At 66.1% G+C, this 15,955-nt stretch carries 22 protein-coding genes; 13 read left to right on the top strand and 9 right to left on the bottom strand.

Annotated elements, in window-relative coordinates; genetic code table 11:
• The first annotated feature begins 34 nt into the window (after positions 1 to 34).
• From pspC to ABWP22_RS00540, 9 genes are read left to right on the top strand one after another with little or no spacing between them, the layout of a single operon-like run.
• Entirely contained in the window at positions 35 to 415 is a 381-nt protein-coding gene (gene pspC, locus ABWP22_RS00500) for an envelope stress response membrane protein PspC (RefSeq protein ID WP_353197966.1), read from the top strand.
• A 25-nt stretch (positions 416 to 440) separates the two neighbouring features.
• Positions 441 to 731, top strand: coding sequence for a hypothetical protein (locus tag ABWP22_RS00505; protein WP_353197967.1), 291 nt, complete (start codon positions 441 to 443; stop codon positions 729 to 731).
• Between the two features lie 11 nt (positions 732 to 742).
• Complete coding sequence (locus ABWP22_RS00510) at positions 743 to 1,021, top strand: hypothetical protein (RefSeq protein ID WP_353197968.1); 279 nt, start codon at positions 743 to 745, stop codon at positions 1,019 to 1,021.
• 13 nt (positions 1,022 to 1,034) lie between these two features.
• On the top strand, positions 1,035 to 1,373 hold the full coding sequence (locus ABWP22_RS00515) for a hypothetical protein (RefSeq protein WP_353197969.1): 339 nt from the start codon (positions 1,035 to 1,037) through the stop codon (positions 1,371 to 1,373).
• 37 nt (positions 1,374 to 1,410) lie between these two features.
• Positions 1,411 to 1,656, top strand: coding sequence for a hypothetical protein (locus ABWP22_RS00520; protein WP_353197970.1), 246 nt, complete (start codon positions 1,411 to 1,413; stop codon positions 1,654 to 1,656).
• Positions 1,657 to 1,696: 40 nt separating this feature from the next.
• A complete protein-coding gene (locus tag ABWP22_RS00525) occupies positions 1,697 to 1,948 on the top strand; it encodes a hypothetical protein (protein WP_353197971.1) in 252 nt (83 codons plus the stop codon).
• Between the two features lie 55 nt (positions 1,949 to 2,003).
• Positions 2,004 to 2,438 (top strand): SufE family protein, encoded by a 435-nt coding sequence (locus ABWP22_RS00530; RefSeq protein ID WP_353197972.1) that lies wholly within the window; start codon positions 2,004 to 2,006, stop codon positions 2,436 to 2,438.
• Positions 2,435 to 2,890: a PaaI family thioesterase gene (locus ABWP22_RS00535; protein ID WP_353197973.1), complete on the top strand. Its 456-nt coding sequence runs from the start codon at positions 2,435 to 2,437 to the stop codon at positions 2,888 to 2,890. The genes ABWP22_RS00530 and ABWP22_RS00535 overlap by 4 nt, the downstream gene beginning before the upstream one ends.
• Positions 2,887 to 3,363 (top strand): PaaI family thioesterase, encoded by a 477-nt coding sequence (locus tag ABWP22_RS00540; protein WP_353197974.1) that lies wholly within the window; start codon positions 2,887 to 2,889, stop codon positions 3,361 to 3,363. The genes ABWP22_RS00535 and ABWP22_RS00540 overlap by 4 nt, the downstream gene beginning before the upstream one ends.
• Here the strand turns inward: ABWP22_RS00540 and ABWP22_RS00545 are convergent.
• The 6 genes from ABWP22_RS00545 to dnaK all read right to left on the bottom strand — a co-directional run bounded on the left by ABWP22_RS00545 (position 3,308) and on the right by dnaK (position 10,245).
• On the bottom strand, positions 3,308 to 4,402 hold the full coding sequence (locus ABWP22_RS00545; protein ID WP_353197975.1) for a glycerophosphodiester phosphodiesterase: 1,095 nt from the start codon (positions 4,400 to 4,402) through the stop codon (positions 3,308 to 3,310). The genes ABWP22_RS00540 and ABWP22_RS00545 overlap by 56 nt on opposite strands.
• 39 nt (positions 4,403 to 4,441) lie before the next feature.
• Complete coding sequence (locus tag ABWP22_RS00550) at positions 4,442 to 5,353, bottom strand: hypothetical protein (protein WP_353197976.1); 912 nt, start codon at positions 5,351 to 5,353, stop codon at positions 4,442 to 4,444.
• 3 nt (positions 5,354 to 5,356) lie between these two features.
• Positions 5,357 to 6,058: a 6-phosphogluconolactonase gene (gene pgl / locus ABWP22_RS00555; RefSeq protein WP_353197977.1), complete on the bottom strand. Its 702-nt coding sequence runs from the start codon at positions 6,056 to 6,058 to the stop codon at positions 5,357 to 5,359.
• Entirely contained in the window at positions 6,055 to 6,828 is a 774-nt protein-coding gene (locus ABWP22_RS00560) for an SDR family NAD(P)-dependent oxidoreductase (protein ID WP_353197978.1), read from the bottom strand. The genes pgl and ABWP22_RS00560 overlap by 4 nt, the downstream gene beginning before the upstream one ends.
• A 182-nt stretch (positions 6,829 to 7,010) precedes the next feature.
• Entirely contained in the window at positions 7,011 to 8,159 is a 1,149-nt protein-coding gene (gene dnaJ / locus ABWP22_RS00565) for a molecular chaperone DnaJ (RefSeq protein WP_353197979.1), read from the bottom strand.
• 187 nt (positions 8,160 to 8,346) lie between these two features.
• On the bottom strand, positions 8,347 to 10,245 hold the full coding sequence (dnaK, locus tag ABWP22_RS00570) for a molecular chaperone DnaK (protein WP_353197980.1): 1,899 nt from the start codon (positions 10,243 to 10,245) through the stop codon (positions 8,347 to 8,349).
• A gap of 187 nt (positions 10,246 to 10,432) precedes the next feature.
• On the opposite strand from dnaK, the gene ABWP22_RS00575 reads away from it, so the two are divergent.
• On the top strand, positions 10,433 to 10,900 hold the full coding sequence (locus tag ABWP22_RS00575) for a vgr related protein (protein ID WP_353197981.1): 468 nt from the start codon (positions 10,433 to 10,435) through the stop codon (positions 10,898 to 10,900).
• 43 nt (positions 10,901 to 10,943) lie between these two features.
• On the opposite strand, the gene ABWP22_RS00580 is transcribed toward ABWP22_RS00575, so the two are convergent.
• Both ABWP22_RS00580 and ABWP22_RS00585 read right to left on the bottom strand, forming a co-directional pair.
• On the bottom strand, positions 10,944 to 11,951 hold the full coding sequence (locus ABWP22_RS00580) for an NADP-dependent oxidoreductase (RefSeq protein WP_353197982.1): 1,008 nt from the start codon (positions 11,949 to 11,951) through the stop codon (positions 10,944 to 10,946).
• 16 nt (positions 11,952 to 11,967) lie between these two features.
• Positions 11,968 to 12,870 (bottom strand): alpha/beta fold hydrolase, encoded by a 903-nt coding sequence (locus tag ABWP22_RS00585; RefSeq protein ID WP_353197983.1) that lies wholly within the window; start codon positions 12,868 to 12,870, stop codon positions 11,968 to 11,970.
• 70 nt (positions 12,871 to 12,940) lie between these two features.
• Between ABWP22_RS00585 and ABWP22_RS00590 the strand changes: the two genes are divergently transcribed.
• Together ABWP22_RS00590 and ABWP22_RS00595 are read left to right on the top strand one after the other, a co-directional pair.
• A complete protein-coding gene (locus ABWP22_RS00590) occupies positions 12,941 to 13,645 on the top strand; it encodes a TetR/AcrR family transcriptional regulator (RefSeq protein WP_353197984.1) in 705 nt (234 codons plus the stop codon).
• A 29-nt stretch (positions 13,646 to 13,674) separates the two neighbouring features.
• A complete protein-coding gene (locus tag ABWP22_RS00595) occupies positions 13,675 to 15,048 on the top strand; it encodes a protein adenylyltransferase SelO family protein (protein WP_353197985.1) in 1,374 nt (457 codons plus the stop codon).
• Between the two features lie 139 nt (positions 15,049 to 15,187).
• On the opposite strand, the gene ABWP22_RS00600 is transcribed toward ABWP22_RS00595, so the two are convergent.
• A complete protein-coding gene (locus ABWP22_RS00600; RefSeq protein ID WP_353197986.1) occupies positions 15,188 to 15,565 on the bottom strand; it encodes a histidine triad nucleotide-binding protein in 378 nt (125 codons plus the stop codon).
• 68 nt (positions 15,566 to 15,633) lie between these two features.
• Between ABWP22_RS00600 and ABWP22_RS00605 the strand changes: the two genes are divergently transcribed.
• Entirely contained in the window at positions 15,634 to 15,942 is a 309-nt protein-coding gene (locus ABWP22_RS00605; protein ID WP_353197987.1) for an alkylphosphonate utilization protein, read from the top strand.
• The last annotated feature ends 13 nt before the right edge of the window (positions 15,943 to 15,955 follow it).

Below are 15,955 nucleotides of genomic sequence, written 5' to 3' on the forward strand. Positions count from 1 at the left end.
CTCGTCCGCGCCCTGGCCAACAGGGAAGACCATCATGTCTGCCAGCCGCACCCAATTCTATCTCGACAAACGCAATGGCAAGATCATGGGCGTTTGTGCCGGCATCGCCGATTATTTCGGCTGGGATGTCACCATCGTCCGCATCGGTTTTGCCGTCGGCACCATCGTTGGCGGGGGATCGACCATCCTGGCCTATCTGGCCATCGGCTGGATCGCCAATGCCAAGCCGAACACCTTGTATGACCAGAGCCCCGAGCGCGTGGAATTCTGGCGCGATGTGCGGGTGGCGCCCAAGCGCACCCTGCGCGATGTGAACGCCCAGTTCCGCGATGCCGATCGCCGCCTGCGTGATCTGGAGTTCCACGTCACCAGTGACAGCCGACAACTGGCTGACGAAATCGAAAAGCTGCGCTGAAACACACGCACCGGGGAGATACGCCATGGAATTCGGAGGCCCGACATTCGTCCTTGCCATCGTCGCGATGAGCTTTGTTGCCTGGATCATCACCACCCAGATCCGCGCCCGCCACGGTTATCCGCTGGAAGGCGAATGGGGCGGCAAGGTGCACAAGGAAAACCCCGAGCTGGCCCGCCAGAACCAGTTGCTCGCCCAGGAAAATGATCTGCTGCGCGGCAAGATCGGCCGGCTGGAAGAACGGCTGTCGGTGCTGGAACGCATCGCCACCGATGCCCCGGCCCGGCTGACCGCCGAAATCGAAAATCTGCGTTGAGGGACCCCACCATGAGCGAAAACGCCATTTTTGCCCTGATCCCGATCCTGGGCGTTTCCATCCCGATCTTCGGCATCCTGCTCACCGGCTTCCGGCGCTGGGCCGATCTGAAGGAAAAGCAGCTGCAGCTCACCGCGTCGGCCACCGCCGAACAGGCCGCGCAATATGCCAGCCGTGTCGCCACGCTGGAAGAACGTGTCGCCGTGCTCAACCGCATCGTCACCGATCGCAACGAGGGCCTCTCGTCACAGATCGAAGCGCTGCGCGACACGCCCAAACAATTGAACTGAAAGGCTGAGTTCGATGGCCGTGAATCCGGAAAATCTTGCGATCATCGCCAACCAGTTCGGCCCGGTGATCGCCACCGTCGGTGTTGCCGGCGTCATCGGCTGGGTGGTCACCACCTGGATGAAGATCAAGAACGGCTATCCGCTGGAAAACAGCTGGGGCAAGCCGCTCTATCCCAACGGCGGCGGCGAAGCGATGGAACGCATCCGGCTGATCAGCCAGGAAAACGCCCAGCTGCGCGCCGAACTGGGCAGCATCAAGGATCGCATGGCGGTGCTGGAACGCATCGCCACCGACAAGCCGACGATGCTCGCCGCCGAAATCGAAGAACTGCGCACCAAGCAATTGAACTGATCCCACCGGCCCCGCCGGGCCAGCAAAGGATACCGCAATGAACCCGTTTGAAATGGTGGTGATGATCGTGCTGATCGTCACCATTGGCCGAGTGTTTTCTGGCCGCATGAGCCGGAAGGACCAGCGCAAGACGTTGCAGGCCAGTGCCGGCGATGGTTCCGAAAATCTGCGGCTGCAGGCCGAGGTCGCGCGACTGAACGAACGGCTGCGCGTGCTGGAGCGGCTCGCCACTGATCCGGCCAAGCGACTTGCCGAAGAAATCGACTCGCTCAAGGACAAATGACCCCCCGGCTCGAACCTGAAGCCAAGGAAAGGAGACACAGATGCCCCCGCCAGTGCCTTCCGCCGAATATCTGCTGATCCTGTCCGGTGCGGCCCTGATCGGCCTTGCCATGCTGGGCAGCCTGGCCGCCTGGAGCTGGGCCGGCTGGCTGAAGCTGAAAACCCGCGAACTCGATGCCCGGCCGCGCACCACCGGCGAGGATCTGCCGGCGATCAGCCAGCGCATCGATCTGGCCGACCTGAAGGAGCGAATCCGCAAACTGGAAGCCATCGCGGCGGGTGTCGATCTCTGAGCCCATGCGGCCCCGGGGTTGACCGGCCCGGTCTTGCGCCGCAAGAACCGCGGCCATGGCCATCACCGATTTTGCTGATGTCGAGGCTGAGTTCGACGCCTTCGACGACTGGGACGACCGCTACCGGCTGATCATCGCACTGGGCCAGGCCCTGCCGGCGATGGACCCGGCCCTGAAAACCGACGCCACCAAGGTGCGCGGCTGCGCCAGCCAGGTGTGGCTGCATCCCAGCCGCGATGGCGATGTGCTGCGCTTTGCCGCCGACAGCGATGCCGCCATCGTCAAGGGCCTGGTGGCACTGGTGCTGATGCTGGCCGATGGCCGCCGGCCCGCAGAGATTGACGCGGCGGCGATCAAGTCGCGGCTGGACGGGCTGGGCCTCGCCAAGCATCTTTCGTCGAACCGCACGCAAGGCCTTGCTTCCATGATCGGCCGCATCGAGGCGCTGGCGCGCGCCGCCGACGGCGCCCCGGAAAGCCGGCGCGCATGACCAGCTTCGCCGATCAGGTCGGCCAGTTCATGGGGCCGTTCATCGGCCGGGTGCCGCACAACAAAAGGCTGGGGCTGCGCTTCATCACCGCTGGCGATCGCTGGGTGGAGCTGCAATTGCCGTTCGCGCCGCAACTGCTGGTCGATCCCGATCATGGCATATGGGCGTCCGGCCCGATCTTCACGCTGATGGACACGGCGGTGGGCATGGCATCGATGCTGGCGCGCGGCGCGTTCGAACCGCACGCCACGCTCGATCTGCGCACCGATTATGTCCGGTCCCCGCGTGCCGAAGCCACGGTGACGGCGCGCGGCGAATGTTACCGGATGACGCGCCAGATCGCCTTCGTGCGCGGCCTTGCCCATGATGGCGACCCGGCCGATCCGATCGCGCATGTCGCGGGCACCTTCATGTTTGCCGCCTCGAAACTGGCACCGGGGTGGCAGGGATGACCAGCCCGATCCTTGCTGCCGCCCTGAAGGGCCCCGCCGGCCGGCTCGACATGCTGCCCTATGCGGCGCTGCTCGATCTGTCGTTCGAGCGCGTTGGCGAAGAACTGCATCTGATCATGCCGTTCGACGAGACGCTGATCGGCTCCCCCGGCCGGCTGCACGGCGGCGCGATTGCCGGCCTGCTCGAACTGGCCGGGCTGTTGACCGTGATCGCCGCCCAGCCCGAAGGTGAAGCGCTGCCGCGTGTGCGGCCGGTGACGGTGACGGTGGATTACATGCGCGAGGGCGCCGCCACGGCCAGCCGCGCCACCGCCAGCATCACCCGGCTGGGCCGCCGCGTGGTGAATGTGCAGGCGCAGGTGTGGCAAGAGTCTGAAGGCAGGGGGGGCCGCGACAAGCCGATCGCGGCGGCGCACATCAATTTCGTGCTGGATTGGCCCCAGATGGCAGAGCCGCTGGAGCCAGCGCCCTGACCGCCGCCGCGGTCGAATCGCTGAACAGGCCATCGATGCCGGTGGCCAGAAACACCCGGATTTCCGCCTCGACATCACCGCGGCCGCGCGGATCGTTGCCGGCCTTCAGATCGGCCGGCACGAAGAAATTTTCCGGCCGGAACGTCCAGGGGTGGACCTGCAAGCCGGCGGCATGCGCGTCCGCCACCAGATTGGTTGGCGCAGCCAGTTTGCCGGCCGCATCGCGCGCGATGATCATCGTCTTTTCCGGGCCGATGCCAAAGGCGTAGCTGGCCACGCCCTGCAAGCCCGCCGGCGTTGCCAGTGCGGCATAATCATGGCCATCCGCCGATATGCCGGCCGGTGCCATCAACTGGATCAGGCGGACGCCGGTCTGCGTGTGCAAGGCCTTGAGATTGTCGATTTCAAAGCTCTGGATGAACACCGGCGCCGCCGCGGTGGTCCAGCCCGCTGCTGCCAATTGCTTCAGCAGCACCGGCTCGATGGGCAGGCCCAGCGTGCGGAAATAGCTGGGGTGCTTGGTTTCGGGATAGATGCCGATCGTGCGCCCGGTGCGGGCCGAGCCCGCCTTGGCCAGCGCGATGATTTCGGCGAAGGTCGGGATTTCATACTGGCCGTCGTAGGCCGTGTTGGCCGGGCGCAGTTGCGGCAGGCGCTCCCTGGCCCGCAGCGTCTTCAATTCGGCCAGGGTGAAATCCTCGGTGAACCAGCCGGTCATGGTTTCGCCGTCGATGGTTTTCGTCGCCTTGCGGGCGGCAAATTCCGGCCGGCTGGCCACATCGGTGGTGCCGGAAATCTCGTTCTCGTGGCGGGCGACCAACTGATGGTCCTTCGTCGGCACCAGATCGGGCTCGATGAAATCCGCGCCCTGTTCGATGGCGCGTTCATAGGCGGCCAGCGTGTGTTCGGGCCGTTCCGCACTGGCGCCGCGATGCGCGATGATGATCGGCGGCCCCGGCGGCGGCACTGCAACGGCTTTGGGAGGCGGAGCGGCAGCCATCAGCAGCATCACCATCGGCAGGAGGATTGATCGCATCATGTCTTACGCCTAGCCGCCCTGCATGACAGAAAAAAGACCTCAGCAGGCCAGGCGCATTTGCCCGCCAGTCTTGTCGTAAATGACGCTGGTGCAGCCCTGCGCCTCAAGCTGGTTGCGCGACAGCGTGAGCACATAGATCGCCTGGCGCTGCTTGCCGCTGCCGGCGCGCACGACGATCTCGGCCGGATCATCGTCGGCATCGCTGATCGCCTGCTGGCCATCCGCCAATTGCGCGGTGCCGTCGCGCCGGTCCGTCACGCGCACCGAAATCTCGGTGAAACGAAACGGCCCGATGACCAGCGGCGAATCGAGCACGAGCCGCCGCACCGGCCGGCGGATGCCGAGAAAAATCGCCTCCTGCCATGGCTCGCCGACCAGCCGGCCGCCCAGGGCCGCTGCCAGATCGGCACCGACCGCAGCCGACGCCAGCGGCAACCGCGTGCGCCCCCGCACATCCAGCGACAGGCCAAAGCCATAGCCCCGCCCCCGCACGACGCCATAGCTGCCGCTGTTGATTTCGCCATAGAGCGGCAAGGCAAAGGCCGGGCTTGTGCCGGGCTGCAATTGCACGATCACCACGCCCTGCGGCAGCGCCTGTGGCCCGATGCTGCCCTGTTGCGGCAAGGACGCAGCGCCTGAAAACCAGAACACGCGCTGGTTGAAGCGCACGCCGGCCAGCGCAATCTTGCCGGTGGCGTTGCGCCCGCTCAGCACCCGGCTCCGCCCGATCTTCACATCCGCCTTGCCGAACAGCCCGCCCGGCTTGATGCCCAGCCGCGCCACCGTGTCAGGATTGAGCGTGATGCGATCGACACCGCCGGTGGCCACCGACAGGGCGACCGTCTGCCCGTTGATGCTGGCCAGGATCGGCGCATCCACCGGCAGGCTGATTGCCGGCGGCGGCGCTGCACCGATCAACAGCAGCGCCAGCAACGGCAGCAGCCGGCGCATGGCTCAGGGGCACCAGTGGATATCGATGTCCATGTCCAGTTCGGCGAGCAGGCGACCGATCGGCAGCGTGCTGGAGGCGCCTTGCTTGATCGCCTGTTCCACCGTCTTGCGCTTGGCCTTGCCGCTGAGCACCAGCGTGACGACGCGCGCGGTCGCCAACGTCGGCCCGGTCAGCGTGACGCGCGCCACCGGGGCTTCGGCCGGCAGCGGATCGGGGCGCACGCCGATGGCGCGGCGCGCCTTGGGGCCAGCGATGGCGGCATCGAAATCCGGGCCGGGAAAGATCGATGCGGTGTGGCCATCTTCGCCGACGCCGAGCCAGGCGACGTCCAGCGGGAACTCAAGATCGGCGAGCCGTTCATCCGCCGCGCGGCCGGCCATCACCGGATCCTTCTCGCCCGCCGTCAGCGGCACAACACGCGCCTTTTTCGGCAGGAAGATCTTCGCCAGCATGCCGGCGTTGGACAGCGGATCGGTGACAGGCACCAGCCGATCATCGGTCGGGATGATCGTCACATCCGCCCATTCGATCGGCATGGCGGCAAGCTTCTTCAGCGCCGCCACCGACGTGCTGCCGCCGGGGAAGGCGACGATGGCGCGGCCACGGGCTTCCAGCGCCTGGCCGATGATATAGGCAATGTCGCCGGCGACCGCTTCGGCCATCTCCTCGGCGTCGTCATAGTCCCACCATTCGGCATCGATCACGAATCATCTCCAACAGGCACGGTGTAATTGAGGGCAAGCCGGCCGCCGTCGGCATAGAGCGTCTCGCCGGTAATGTAACTGGCCTCGTCACTCAGCAGAAAGGCCGCGATGGCGGCGATCTCGTCCGGTTCCCCGGCGCGGCCCAACGGCGTGCGCGACAGGATCTGGTCACGCGCCGCAGCATCGGCCATCACGGCGTTTTTCGCCAATTCGGTCAGGATGGTGCCCGGCCCGATGCCGACCACGCGGATGTTGTGGGGCGCCAGCGCGACGGCGGTGTTGCGGGTGAGCTGGTTGAGCCCGCCCTTGGCGACATTATAGGCCAGCAACGCCGGGATGGTGAGCAGCGCGTTGACGCTGGACATGTTGACGACGACGCCGCCCCCGGCCGCGATCATGTGCGGCACCGCCAGTTGGGTGGCATGAAAGGCCGCGGTCAGATTGGTGGTGATGACGCGTTCGAACTGGTCGGGCGTTTCGCTGAAAATGTCGCCCTTGGGCGCGATGCCGGCATTGTTGACCAGGCCGTCCAGCCCGCCAAAGCGCGCGACGGTCGCCGCAATGGCGGCGGCGATCGCATCCCGGTTGGTGACGTCGCAATGCACGAACGCCGCGCCCAGTTCGGCCGCCCGCGCCTCGCCTTCGGGCAGCACATCGGCCAGCATGACCTGTGCGCCTTCGGCCACGCAGCGCTGCGCAATGGCGAGGCCCAGCCCGCGGGCGGCGCCGGTGACGAGGATGCGGCGGTTGTGGAGGCGGGTCGGGTCCATGGCCGGCGATTAGCGCAAGTGGGGGGTGCGCGTAACCCCTCTCCCCCTGCGGGAGAGGGCGACTCGGCGCAGCCGAGCGGGGTGAGGGGTTGCAATTGTCGCCGCGTGGGCACCCCCTCACCCCGGGCCGCCCACGGCGTCTCTCGCCCTCTCCCGCCCAGAAAGCCTTGGGGGGAGAGGGGTTACTCCGTCAATTCGTTCCAGGCGTCTTTCAGCTTGTCGAAAAACCCTTGCGCTTTCGGCGTGTTGCGCCCGCCTTCGCTGGTTTCGATCGTCTGGAATTCTTCCAGCAGCTCGCGCTGGCGCTTGGTCAGCTTCACCGGGGTTTCCACCTCGACCTGGATGACCAGATCGCCATAGCCACCGCTGTTCAAGGCCGGCATGCCCTTGCCGCGCACGCGGAACTGCTTGCCGGTCTGGGTGCCGGCGGGCACCTTGATCACGGTCTTTTCGCGATCCAGCGCCGGCACATCGATGTCGCCACCCAGCGCCGCCGTGGTGATCGACAGCGGCGCGATCGCGAACAGGGTGGTGCCGTCGCGCTTGAAGATATCATGCGCCCTCAGATGCACGAAAATATACAGATCGCCCGCCGGACCGCCGCGCGCGCCGGCTTCGCCCTCGTTCGCCACCCGGATGCGGGTGCCATCATCGACACCCTTGGGCACGTTCACATTCAGCGTTTTCTGCTTTTCCACCCGGCCGGCACCGCCGCAGCTGGCGCATGGATCGGCGATGATCTGGCCCTGGCCGTGGCAGGCCGGGCAGGTGCGCTCCACCATGAACAGCCCCTGGCGCATGGCGACCCGGCCGTTGCCTCCGCAGGTGGTGCAGGCGCGCGCCGATGTGCCGGGCTTGGCGCCCTGGCCGCCGCACGGTTCGCAACTGGCCGCAACATCGATGGTCAGCGTCGCCTGGCGGCCGTTGAACGCCTCTTCCAGCGTCATTTCCAGATCATAGCGCAGATCGGAACCCCGCGCCGGCCCGCCGCGCCGGCCGCCACGCTGGCCGCCGCCGCCCATGAATTCGCCGAACACGCTTTCGAAGATATCGGCAAAGCCGCCAAAATCCTGCGCGCCGCCGCCGCCACCGCCGCCACCCTGGCGGAACGCGGCATGCCCGAAACGGTCATAGGCCGACCGCTTCTGCGGGTCCTTCAGCACATCATAGGCTTCGCTGATCGCCTTGAATCGCTGCTCGGCCACTGCATCGCCCGGATTGCGATCCGGGTGATATTTCATGGCGAGCCGGCGATAGGCGGATTTCAGCGCCGCTTCGTCGGCACCGCGCGCCACTTCGAGCAGCTCATAAAAATCGATTTCGGTTGCCATTTACGGCTCCCCTACCGCTTGCGGGAGGGGCTGGGGGTGGGCTCGTGCCGCCCGGCACCAACTTCCCGTCCCGATCCCCGATCCCACCCCCAACCCCTCCCGCGAGCGGGAGGGGAGACTGTGCTGCATTCGCGCGCCTCGCTCGAAGCGCGTAACCAACCCCTCCCCCGAGGGGGAGGGATCGCATTTACTTCTTGCCTTCGTCCACGTCAGTGAACTCGGCGTCGACCACATCGTCGGCCTTGGGGGCATCCCCGGCAGGGCTGGCGGCGGCGGCCTGTTCGGCCTGATAGATCGCTTCGCCCAGCTTCATGGCGACCTGGCCCAGCGATTGCACGCGGGTGTTGATCGTCTCGGCATCGCCCGAATCCATCACCGATTTCACATCGGCAATGGCGGTTTCGATGCTGGTCTTCACGTCGGCGGCCAGCTTGTCGCCATGTTCGGCCAACTGCCGCTCGGTCGAATGCACCAGGCTGTCGGCCTGGTTGCGGGCTTCGGCGGCGGCGCGGCGCTTCTTGTCTTCATCGGCAAAGGCTTCGGCATCGCGCACCATCTTGTCGATATCCGCCGGGGACAAGCCGCCCGACGGCTGGATGCGGATCTGCTGTTCCTTGCCGGTGCCCTTGTCCTTGGCATTGACGGACACGAGCCCGTTGGCGTCGATGTCGAAGGTGACTTCGATCTGCGGCACGCCGCGCGGCGCGGACGGGATACCGACCAGATCGAACTGGCCCAGCATCTTGTTGTCCGCCGCCATTTCGCGTTCGCCCTGGAACACGCGGATGGTCACCGCCGACTGGTTGTCGTCCGCCGTCGAATAGACCTGGCTCTTCTTGGTCGGGATGGTGGTATTGCGATCGATCATGCGGGTGAACACGCCGCCCAGCGTCTCGATGCCGAGGCTCAGCGGGGTGACATCGAGCAGCAGCACGTCCTTCACGTCGCCCTGCAGCACGCCGGCCTGGATGGCGGCGCCCATGGCGACCACTTCATCCGGGTTGACGCTGGTGTTGGGCTCCTTGCCGAACAAGTCCTTCACGAACTGGCGTACGCGCGGCATGCGGGTCATGCCGCCGACCAGGATCACTTCATCCAGATCGCCCGGCTTCACGCCGGCTTCCTTGATGGCATCCAGGCACGGCTTGCGGGTGCGCTCGATCAGATCGAGCACCAGCTTTTCCAGATCGGTGCGGGTGATCGATTTCACCAGATGCTTCGGGCCGTTCTGATCGGCGGTGATGAACGGCAGGTTGACTTCGGTCGCCGCCGAAGATGACAGCTCGATCTTGGCCTTTTCCGCGGCTTCCTTCAGGCGCTGCAGGGCCAATTTGTCCTTGGTCAGATCGATGCCTTCGGCCTTCTTGAAATCGGCCGACAGGAATTCCACCAGCTTGGCGTCGAAATCTTCGCCGCCCAGGAAGGTGTCGCCCGACGTTGACTTCACTTCAAACACGCCATCGCCCAGTTCGAGGATGGAGATATCGAAGGTGCCGCCACCAAGATCATAGACGGCCACGGTGCGGGCATCATTCTTCTTGTCGAGGCCATAGGCCAGCGCGGCCGCGGTCGGCTCGTTGATGATGCGCAGCACTTCGAGGCCGGCGATCTTGCCGGCATCCTTGGTGGCCTGGCGCTGGGCATCGTTGAAATAGGCCGGGACGGTGATCACCGCCTGCGTCACGGTTTCGCCGAGATAGGCCTCGGCGGTTTCCTTCATCTTCTGCAGGATGAAGGCGGAAATCTGCGACGGGCTGTAATCCTCGCCGCCGGCACGCACCCAGGCATCGCCATTGGTGCCGCGGGCGATCTCGTAAGGCACCAGGCCGGCATCCTTGGCGGTCAACGGATCATCGAAGCGGCGGCCGATCAGGCGCTTCACGGCAAACACGGTGTTGGACGGGTTGGTCACCGCCTGGCGCTTGGCCGGCTGGCCGACGAGACGCTCCCCATCCTTGGTGAAGGCCACTTGGCTCGGCGTGGTGCGCGCGCCTTCGGCATTCTCGATGACCCGCGGGGCGGAGCCTTCCATCACGGCCACACAGCTGTTGGTGGTGCCCAGATCGATCCCGATAACCTTTGCCATGATCGGCGCTTCCTTCTTGGTTCGTGGGCCCGGCCCCATGCACCCCACATGGGCAGCGCGGCAGGATCGTCCCTGGTTGATAATGTGGCCGGTGCCCCGGCGTGTTCACGTCAAGCAATTCCTATGGGGGCGATATAGGAAGCAAATCCGGGGCTGCAAGACGGCGGCGATGCGATTAACGTGCCCGATGATGGCCAATCAGGATGACTCGGTGCCGCAGGTGCGCGCCCTGACCGCCGGTGAAATGGCGCTGGCCGCCAGCGTGTTCGGCACGGCGCTGGATACGGCGCTTGTGACGGTGCGCCGCGCCAAATGGTGGGCGCTGCAGCCCTGGTGGGTAACGATGGCACCCGATGGCCATATCTGGTGCCACCCGAACGGGCCGAACTGGCGTGAAGATTATGCCGACGCCTCACCGGGGTATCAGGCGCATTTCATCCATGAACTGGTGCATGCGTGGCAGTACCAGCAGGGCGGGCATCTGGCGCTGCGCCGGCCACCGTGGGCGCGCTATCGCTATGCCATCGTGCCGGGCAAGCCGTTCACCCGCTACGGCCTGGAACAGCAGGCGTGCATCGTGGAGGACGCGTTTCGGGCGCGGCTGCGGGGCGACGCCGCGGCAGCGCTGGAGGCCCTGCTGCCGTTTTCGGGGTAGGCGGCGGCGGCACAACGCCCCCCCGCAACCGGGAAGGCGTTTCTCAAGGCGCGCTCACCTCGATCAGCAGCTTGCCGAAATTGCCGCCGGTATAAAGCTCGCGCACTGCACCAACCGCGTTTTCCAGGCCCGGCCTGATATCCTGCCTTGTCTTCAACTGCCCGCCCAGCATCCACCCTGCCAGCGCCGCGCCGCTTTCGCCAAAACGCGGTGCGAAATCGGTGACGATGAAACCGCGGATGGCCAGCCGGCGCATCAGGATCATCGTCCAGAAACCGGGTTCTTCGGTGGGGTTCACATCATTGTAGGTGGAGATCATGCCGCACAGCGGCACCCGGCCGAACAATTTCATGCGGCGAAGCACCTCGACCATGATCGGCCCACCGACCTGTTCGAAATTGATGTCGATGCCGCCCGGTGCCAGCCGGTCCAGCGCTGCGCCGACATCTTCGGCCTTGTAATCAATGGCCGCATCGAAGCCGAGTTCGTTCACCACATAATCGCATTTGGCCTTGCCGCCCGCGATGCCGATCACGCGGCACCCCTTGATCTTGCCGATCTGGCCGACGATCTGCCCGACCCCGCCCGCCGCCGCTGACACCACCAGCGTCTCTCCCGGCTTGGGCTGGCCGATATCGAGCAGGCCGAAATAGGCCGTGGGGCCGACCAGCGCCAGCGTGCCATAGGTGGCGGCCAGCGGCACACCGGGCAGTTCGGGCAGCGGCGACAGGAAGCTGCCGTCCGACACGATATGATCGGCCCATTCGCCCAGGCCGGCCATGATCTGGCCCTCCGCGATGCCCGGTTTGCGGCTGGCGATCACCCGCCCGCACACGCCGGCGCGCATTGGCGCCCCGATGGCGACGGGGGGCATGTACTGCTCCATGTCGCTCATCCAGATGCGGTTGGTGGGATCGAGGCTGATGTAGATCACCGCCAGCAGGATCTGCCCATCGGCCAGATCGGGCAGGGTTTCGCTCACCAGTTCCAGATCGCTGTCGGCGATATCCCCGACCGGGCGGCGCGCGAGTTTCCAAACCTTGCGAATCATGTCGATCTCCCCTGTTTCATGCGATTCCATCCAGAAATGCGCTCAACGCCGCCGCCACGGCCGGTTCGGCCAGCGTCGGCGGGTGGCCGACGCCCGGCACCGTCACACAGCGCAGGCCCGGCAGCCGCCGCGCCATCTGGCTTTGCGTCGCGGCCGACAGCACATCGGATCGTTCGGCGCGGATCGACAGCACCGGCATCCCGGCCAGGCTGTCGAACGCCGCCCAATCATCGGCGCCGGCATCGCCATGCGGCAAACGGAACGGTTCGGCGATGCGCGGATCATGATCGAGGATGATGCGCCCCTGCGCGCTGATCCGGCACAGCCGCTTGGCAAAGGCCAGCCAGTCATGCAGCCCCCAATCGGGGTAGACGGCGGCGTTGCGCGCGCCCAGATCACGCGCCGCGTGCACCCACGTCGGCCAGTTGCCGCTGCGCCCGACATTGGCGCGCAGCCGCGCCAGACCCTCGGCCTCGATGGTGGGGCCGATGTCGTTCAGGATCACGCCGGCCATCGCCGCGCGGTGCGCCGTCGTCAGCCGCAGCGCCAGCAGGCCGCCCAGCGACGAGCCGAGCGCCACGAAGCGCTGCACCCCGGCCGCTTCGATCAGCAGCGACAGATCGCGCAGATAGGTGAGCGAGACATAGGACAGCGAATCACGCGCCCAGCCCGATTCGCCGCGCCCGCGCAGATCGACGGCGATGATGCGCCAATCGGCGCCCAAACGGTCGCCAAGATGGCCAAAATCGCTGGCATTGCGGGTCAGGCCCGGCAGGCACAGCAGAGCAGGGCGCCCATCCGGCACGGTTGGTGCCAGATGATCATGCCAGCACAGGCGCACATTGTCTGGCGACCAGACATGGCCGGGCTGCCAGCCGGCGGCCGGCATCAATCGAGACGAGACAACAGCGGACGCCATGGTTTTGACTCTGACTCAACTGCCGCGCTATAGGAAGCCATTACCGTGGGGGTAAGGAAGAACAACGATCGTGGCAACGCGCGCTTTTGAATCACGTCCATCGTCTGGCCGCTCGGCTGGCCGCAACGCGGCGGCTGCCCCCGCACCCCGCGCGCCCGACATGCGGGCGCGGCGCTATGATCCCGGCGAAACCAGGGCGCGCGTGCTGGCTGCCGCCCATATGCTGTTTTCGCGCCAGGGCTTTGCCAACACCGGCACCGCCGACATCGCCCGCGAAGCCGACGTGTCGGAAGGTTCCATCTTCTATCATTTCGGCTCGAAAAAGGCGCTTCTCGAAGAGCTTGGCCGCCGCCACGGCGAAATGATGATCGCCGCGATGGAAGCCGGCTATGCCCTTGAAGATCTGGAACCCGGCATCATCATCCCGCGCGTGCTGCGATTCTGCCGCGACAATCTGATGTGGGAAGGCATGGATCGCGATTGCGCCGATTGCACCGGCCCGAAAGCCGCCATGGCCAGCAATCCCGATGCCGAACCCTTCTACCACGCCGCCAAGACCGCCACCGTGGCCTGGATCAATCTGCAGATGCAGGCGGCCGTGGCCAAACGCGGGATCACCGGCGTGGAGGTCGATCTCGCCGCCAGCTTCACCCACCATGTCGTCGGCGATGCCATCGATCTGTGGCTTTGCGCACCGACTCCCGAAGAAGCCGACCGTATCGAGCGGGAAACCGTGCGGTTCGTCCGCGCCGCCTGCAATTACGTGGTGGATTGACCGCGCGGCTGTGCCCATAAGTTGCAGGCATGATCGACGTTCAGCCTGAAACCGCCATCCTGTCGCTTGGGGCCGATTTCTTCGATCCGGTCGAAGCGGCGGCCTTCCCGCAAACCATGCTGCGTTTCCGCAACGATCGCGCCGCCGCCAGTGTGGGCCTGGCGGGCCTCAGCGACGGGCAGTGGCTGGCGCATTTCGGCCGCTTCACGCCCCTGCCCGGCAGCCTGCCGCAGCCGCTGGCGCTGCGCTATCACGGCCACCAGTTCCGCACCTACAATCCCGATCTCGGCGACGGCCGCGGTTTCCTGTTTGCACAGATGCGCGATGATGCCGGCCGGCTGATGGACCTGGGCACCAAGGGCAGCGGCACCACGCCCTGGAGCCGCGCCGGCGATGGCCGCCTGACGCTGAAGGGCGCGGTGCGCGAAATCCTCGCCACCGAAATGCTCGAAGCGCTGGGGGTGAACACCAGCCGCACCTTCAGCGTGATCGAAACCGGCGAGCGTCTGATGCGCAACGATGAACCCTCGCCAACCCGCGCAGCGGTGCTGGTGCGCCTGAACCACAGCCACATCCGCTATGGCAGTTTCCAGCGCCAGGCCTTTCACCAGAACCGCGAGGGGCTGACGCGGTTGGTCGATTATTGCCTGGCCAACCTGGCCCCACAGGCCAGCGGCCCGACCCCGGTGGCGGCGCTGATCGATCATGCCGTGCAGGGGTCTGCGCGGCTGGCGGCGCAGTATATGGCCGCCGGCTTCGTCCACGGCGTGCTCAACACCGACAATATCAACATCACCGGCGAAAGTTTCGATTACGGCCCCTGGCGCTTTGCCCCGGCCTGGGACGCCGGCTTCACCGCGGCCTATTTCGATCACAGCGGCCTCTATGCCTTCGGCCGGCAAGCCGAGGCGCTGCAATGGAATGTCTATCAACTGGCCAATGCGCTGCGCCCGATCGCCGAAATCGCTGAACTGAAGGGCCCGCTGGAAACCTATCCGATACGCTATCGCGCCGCGTTGAACGATGCGGTGCTCGGCCGGCTGGGCGTGCAGCGGCTGGGGGCGGAGCGCGACGAGGCGCTGGTAGATGCCATCCAGACCGCGCTGGTGGCGACCCAGATGGACCCGGACCTTTTCTTCTTCGATTGGCGCGGCGGCGCGCGGCGTGGGCCGTCACCGGCCGATCATCATTATGCGCACGACGCCTTTACCGACGTGATCCAGTTGCTCCCCGATTTCGCTACCGATGCGCCCACCCACGATTACTGGGCCGACGACGCGCCGTGCACCATGTTGGTCGACGAGGTCGAAACCATTTGGGCCGCGATCGCCGATCGCGACGACTGGACGCCGCTGCACGGCAAAGTCGCCGCCATCCGCCGCATGGGTGAGGCGCACACCTGACCCCTCTCCCCTTGCGGGAGAGGGCGAGAGACGCCGAAGGCGGCCCGGGGTGAGGGGTTGCCCGCGCGGCCACCCGAGCACCCCCTCACCCCGCTCGGCTGCGCCGGGTCGCCCTCTCCCGCAAGGGGAGAGGGAAGTGCTACCGCACCAGCATCGGCCCCAACGGCCGCCCGCCGAACAGATGCACATGGAGATGCGGCACCTCCTGATGCGCATCCAGCCCGGCATTGGCCAGCAGGCGATAGCCCGGCGCCTCCAGATCCAGCAGCTTCGCCACTTCACCCACCGCCCGCACAAAGCCGACAATCTCCGCTTCGCTCGCGCCTGCGGAAAAATCCGCCCAGCTGCGATAAGGCCCCTTGGGGATCACCAGCACATGCACCGGCGCCTGCGGGTTGATGTCGTGAAAGGCCAGCGCGTGGGGCGTTTCATGCACGCGCTTGCACGGGATTTCGCCGCGCAGGATGCGGGCAAAGATATTGTCCTTGTCATAGGCGCCCAGGGCTTCCACTGGCATTGCACGGCTCCGAAATTGTTGCGCACCCCTGCTAACACCGCCAGCGGGCCGCCGCCAAGGATCGCCTGATGCCCACCAGCGACGAAGATTATGTTTATGACGACGCCAGCGGCGAATGGCTGCCAGCCAGCGCCGCGAAGGCCGCCGCCGCGCCCAGCGACACGGTCGAAGTGCGCGATGCCGTCGGCAATCTGCTGGCCGATGGCGATCAGGTGACGCTGATCAAGGATCTCGACGTCAAGGGCGCCGGCCAGACGTTGCGCCGCGGCACGCTGATCAAATCGATCCGGCTGACCGGCGACCCGCAGGAAATTGACTGCAAATATGATGGCATCAAGGGCCTGGTGCTGCGCGCGGAGTTCGTGAAGAAGCGGTGAGGCGCGCACCTGC

The organism is Sandarakinorhabdus sp., assembly GCF_040398665.1.
Taxonomy (GTDB): domain Bacteria; phylum Pseudomonadota; class Alphaproteobacteria; order Sphingomonadales; family Sphingomonadaceae; genus Sandarakinorhabdus.

Bases quoted from the DNA above. Each gene is read 5' to 3' on its own strand.
- ABWP22_RS00575 (WP_353197981.1), top strand. From the start codon at position 10,433: ATGATGGCCAATCAGGATGACTCGGTGCCGCAGGTGCGCGCCCTGACC.
- pspC (WP_353197966.1), top strand. From the start codon at position 35: ATGTCTGCCAGCCGCACCCAATTCTATCTCGACAAACGCAATGGCAAG.
- dnaJ (WP_353197979.1), bottom strand. From the start codon at position 8,159: ATGGCAACCGAAATCGATTTTTATGAGCTGCTCGAAGTGGCGCGCGGT.
- ABWP22_RS00510 (WP_353197968.1), top strand. From the start codon at position 743: ATGAGCGAAAACGCCATTTTTGCCCTGATCCCGATCCTGGGCGTTTCC.
- ABWP22_RS00595 (WP_353197985.1), top strand. From the start codon at position 13,675: ATGATCGACGTTCAGCCTGAAACCGCCATCCTGTCGCTTGGGGCCGAT.
- ABWP22_RS00550 (WP_353197976.1), bottom strand. From the start codon at position 5,353: ATGCGCCGGCTGCTGCCGTTGCTGGCGCTGCTGTTGATCGGTGCAGCG.
- ABWP22_RS00535 (WP_353197973.1), top strand. From the start codon at position 2,435: ATGACCAGCTTCGCCGATCAGGTCGGCCAGTTCATGGGGCCGTTCATC.
- ABWP22_RS00515 (WP_353197969.1), top strand. From the start codon at position 1,035: ATGGCCGTGAATCCGGAAAATCTTGCGATCATCGCCAACCAGTTCGGC.
- ABWP22_RS00600 (WP_353197986.1), bottom strand. From the start codon at position 15,565: ATGCCAGTGGAAGCCCTGGGCGCCTATGACAAGGACAATATCTTTGCC.
- ABWP22_RS00585 (WP_353197983.1), bottom strand. From the start codon at position 12,870: ATGGCGTCCGCTGTTGTCTCGTCTCGATTGATGCCGGCCGCCGGCTGG.
- ABWP22_RS00540 (WP_353197974.1), top strand. From the start codon at position 2,887: ATGACCAGCCCGATCCTTGCTGCCGCCCTGAAGGGCCCCGCCGGCCGG.
- ABWP22_RS00560 (WP_353197978.1), bottom strand. From the start codon at position 6,828: ATGGACCCGACCCGCCTCCACAACCGCCGCATCCTCGTCACCGGCGCC.
- ABWP22_RS00520 (WP_353197970.1), top strand. From the start codon at position 1,411: ATGAACCCGTTTGAAATGGTGGTGATGATCGTGCTGATCGTCACCATT.
- dnaK (WP_353197980.1), bottom strand. From the start codon at position 10,245: ATGGCAAAGGTTATCGGGATCGATCTGGGCACCACCAACAGCTGTGTG.
- ABWP22_RS00525 (WP_353197971.1), top strand. From the start codon at position 1,697: ATGCCCCCGCCAGTGCCTTCCGCCGAATATCTGCTGATCCTGTCCGGT.
- ABWP22_RS00580 (WP_353197982.1), bottom strand. From the start codon at position 11,951: ATGATTCGCAAGGTTTGGAAACTCGCGCGCCGCCCGGTCGGGGATATC.
- ABWP22_RS00505 (WP_353197967.1), top strand. From the start codon at position 441: ATGGAATTCGGAGGCCCGACATTCGTCCTTGCCATCGTCGCGATGAGC.
- ABWP22_RS00530 (WP_353197972.1), top strand. From the start codon at position 2,004: ATGGCCATCACCGATTTTGCTGATGTCGAGGCTGAGTTCGACGCCTTC.
- ABWP22_RS00545 (WP_353197975.1), bottom strand. From the start codon at position 4,402: ATGATGCGATCAATCCTCCTGCCGATGGTGATGCTGCTGATGGCTGCC.
- ABWP22_RS00605 (WP_353197987.1), top strand. From the start codon at position 15,634: ATGCCCACCAGCGACGAAGATTATGTTTATGACGACGCCAGCGGCGAA.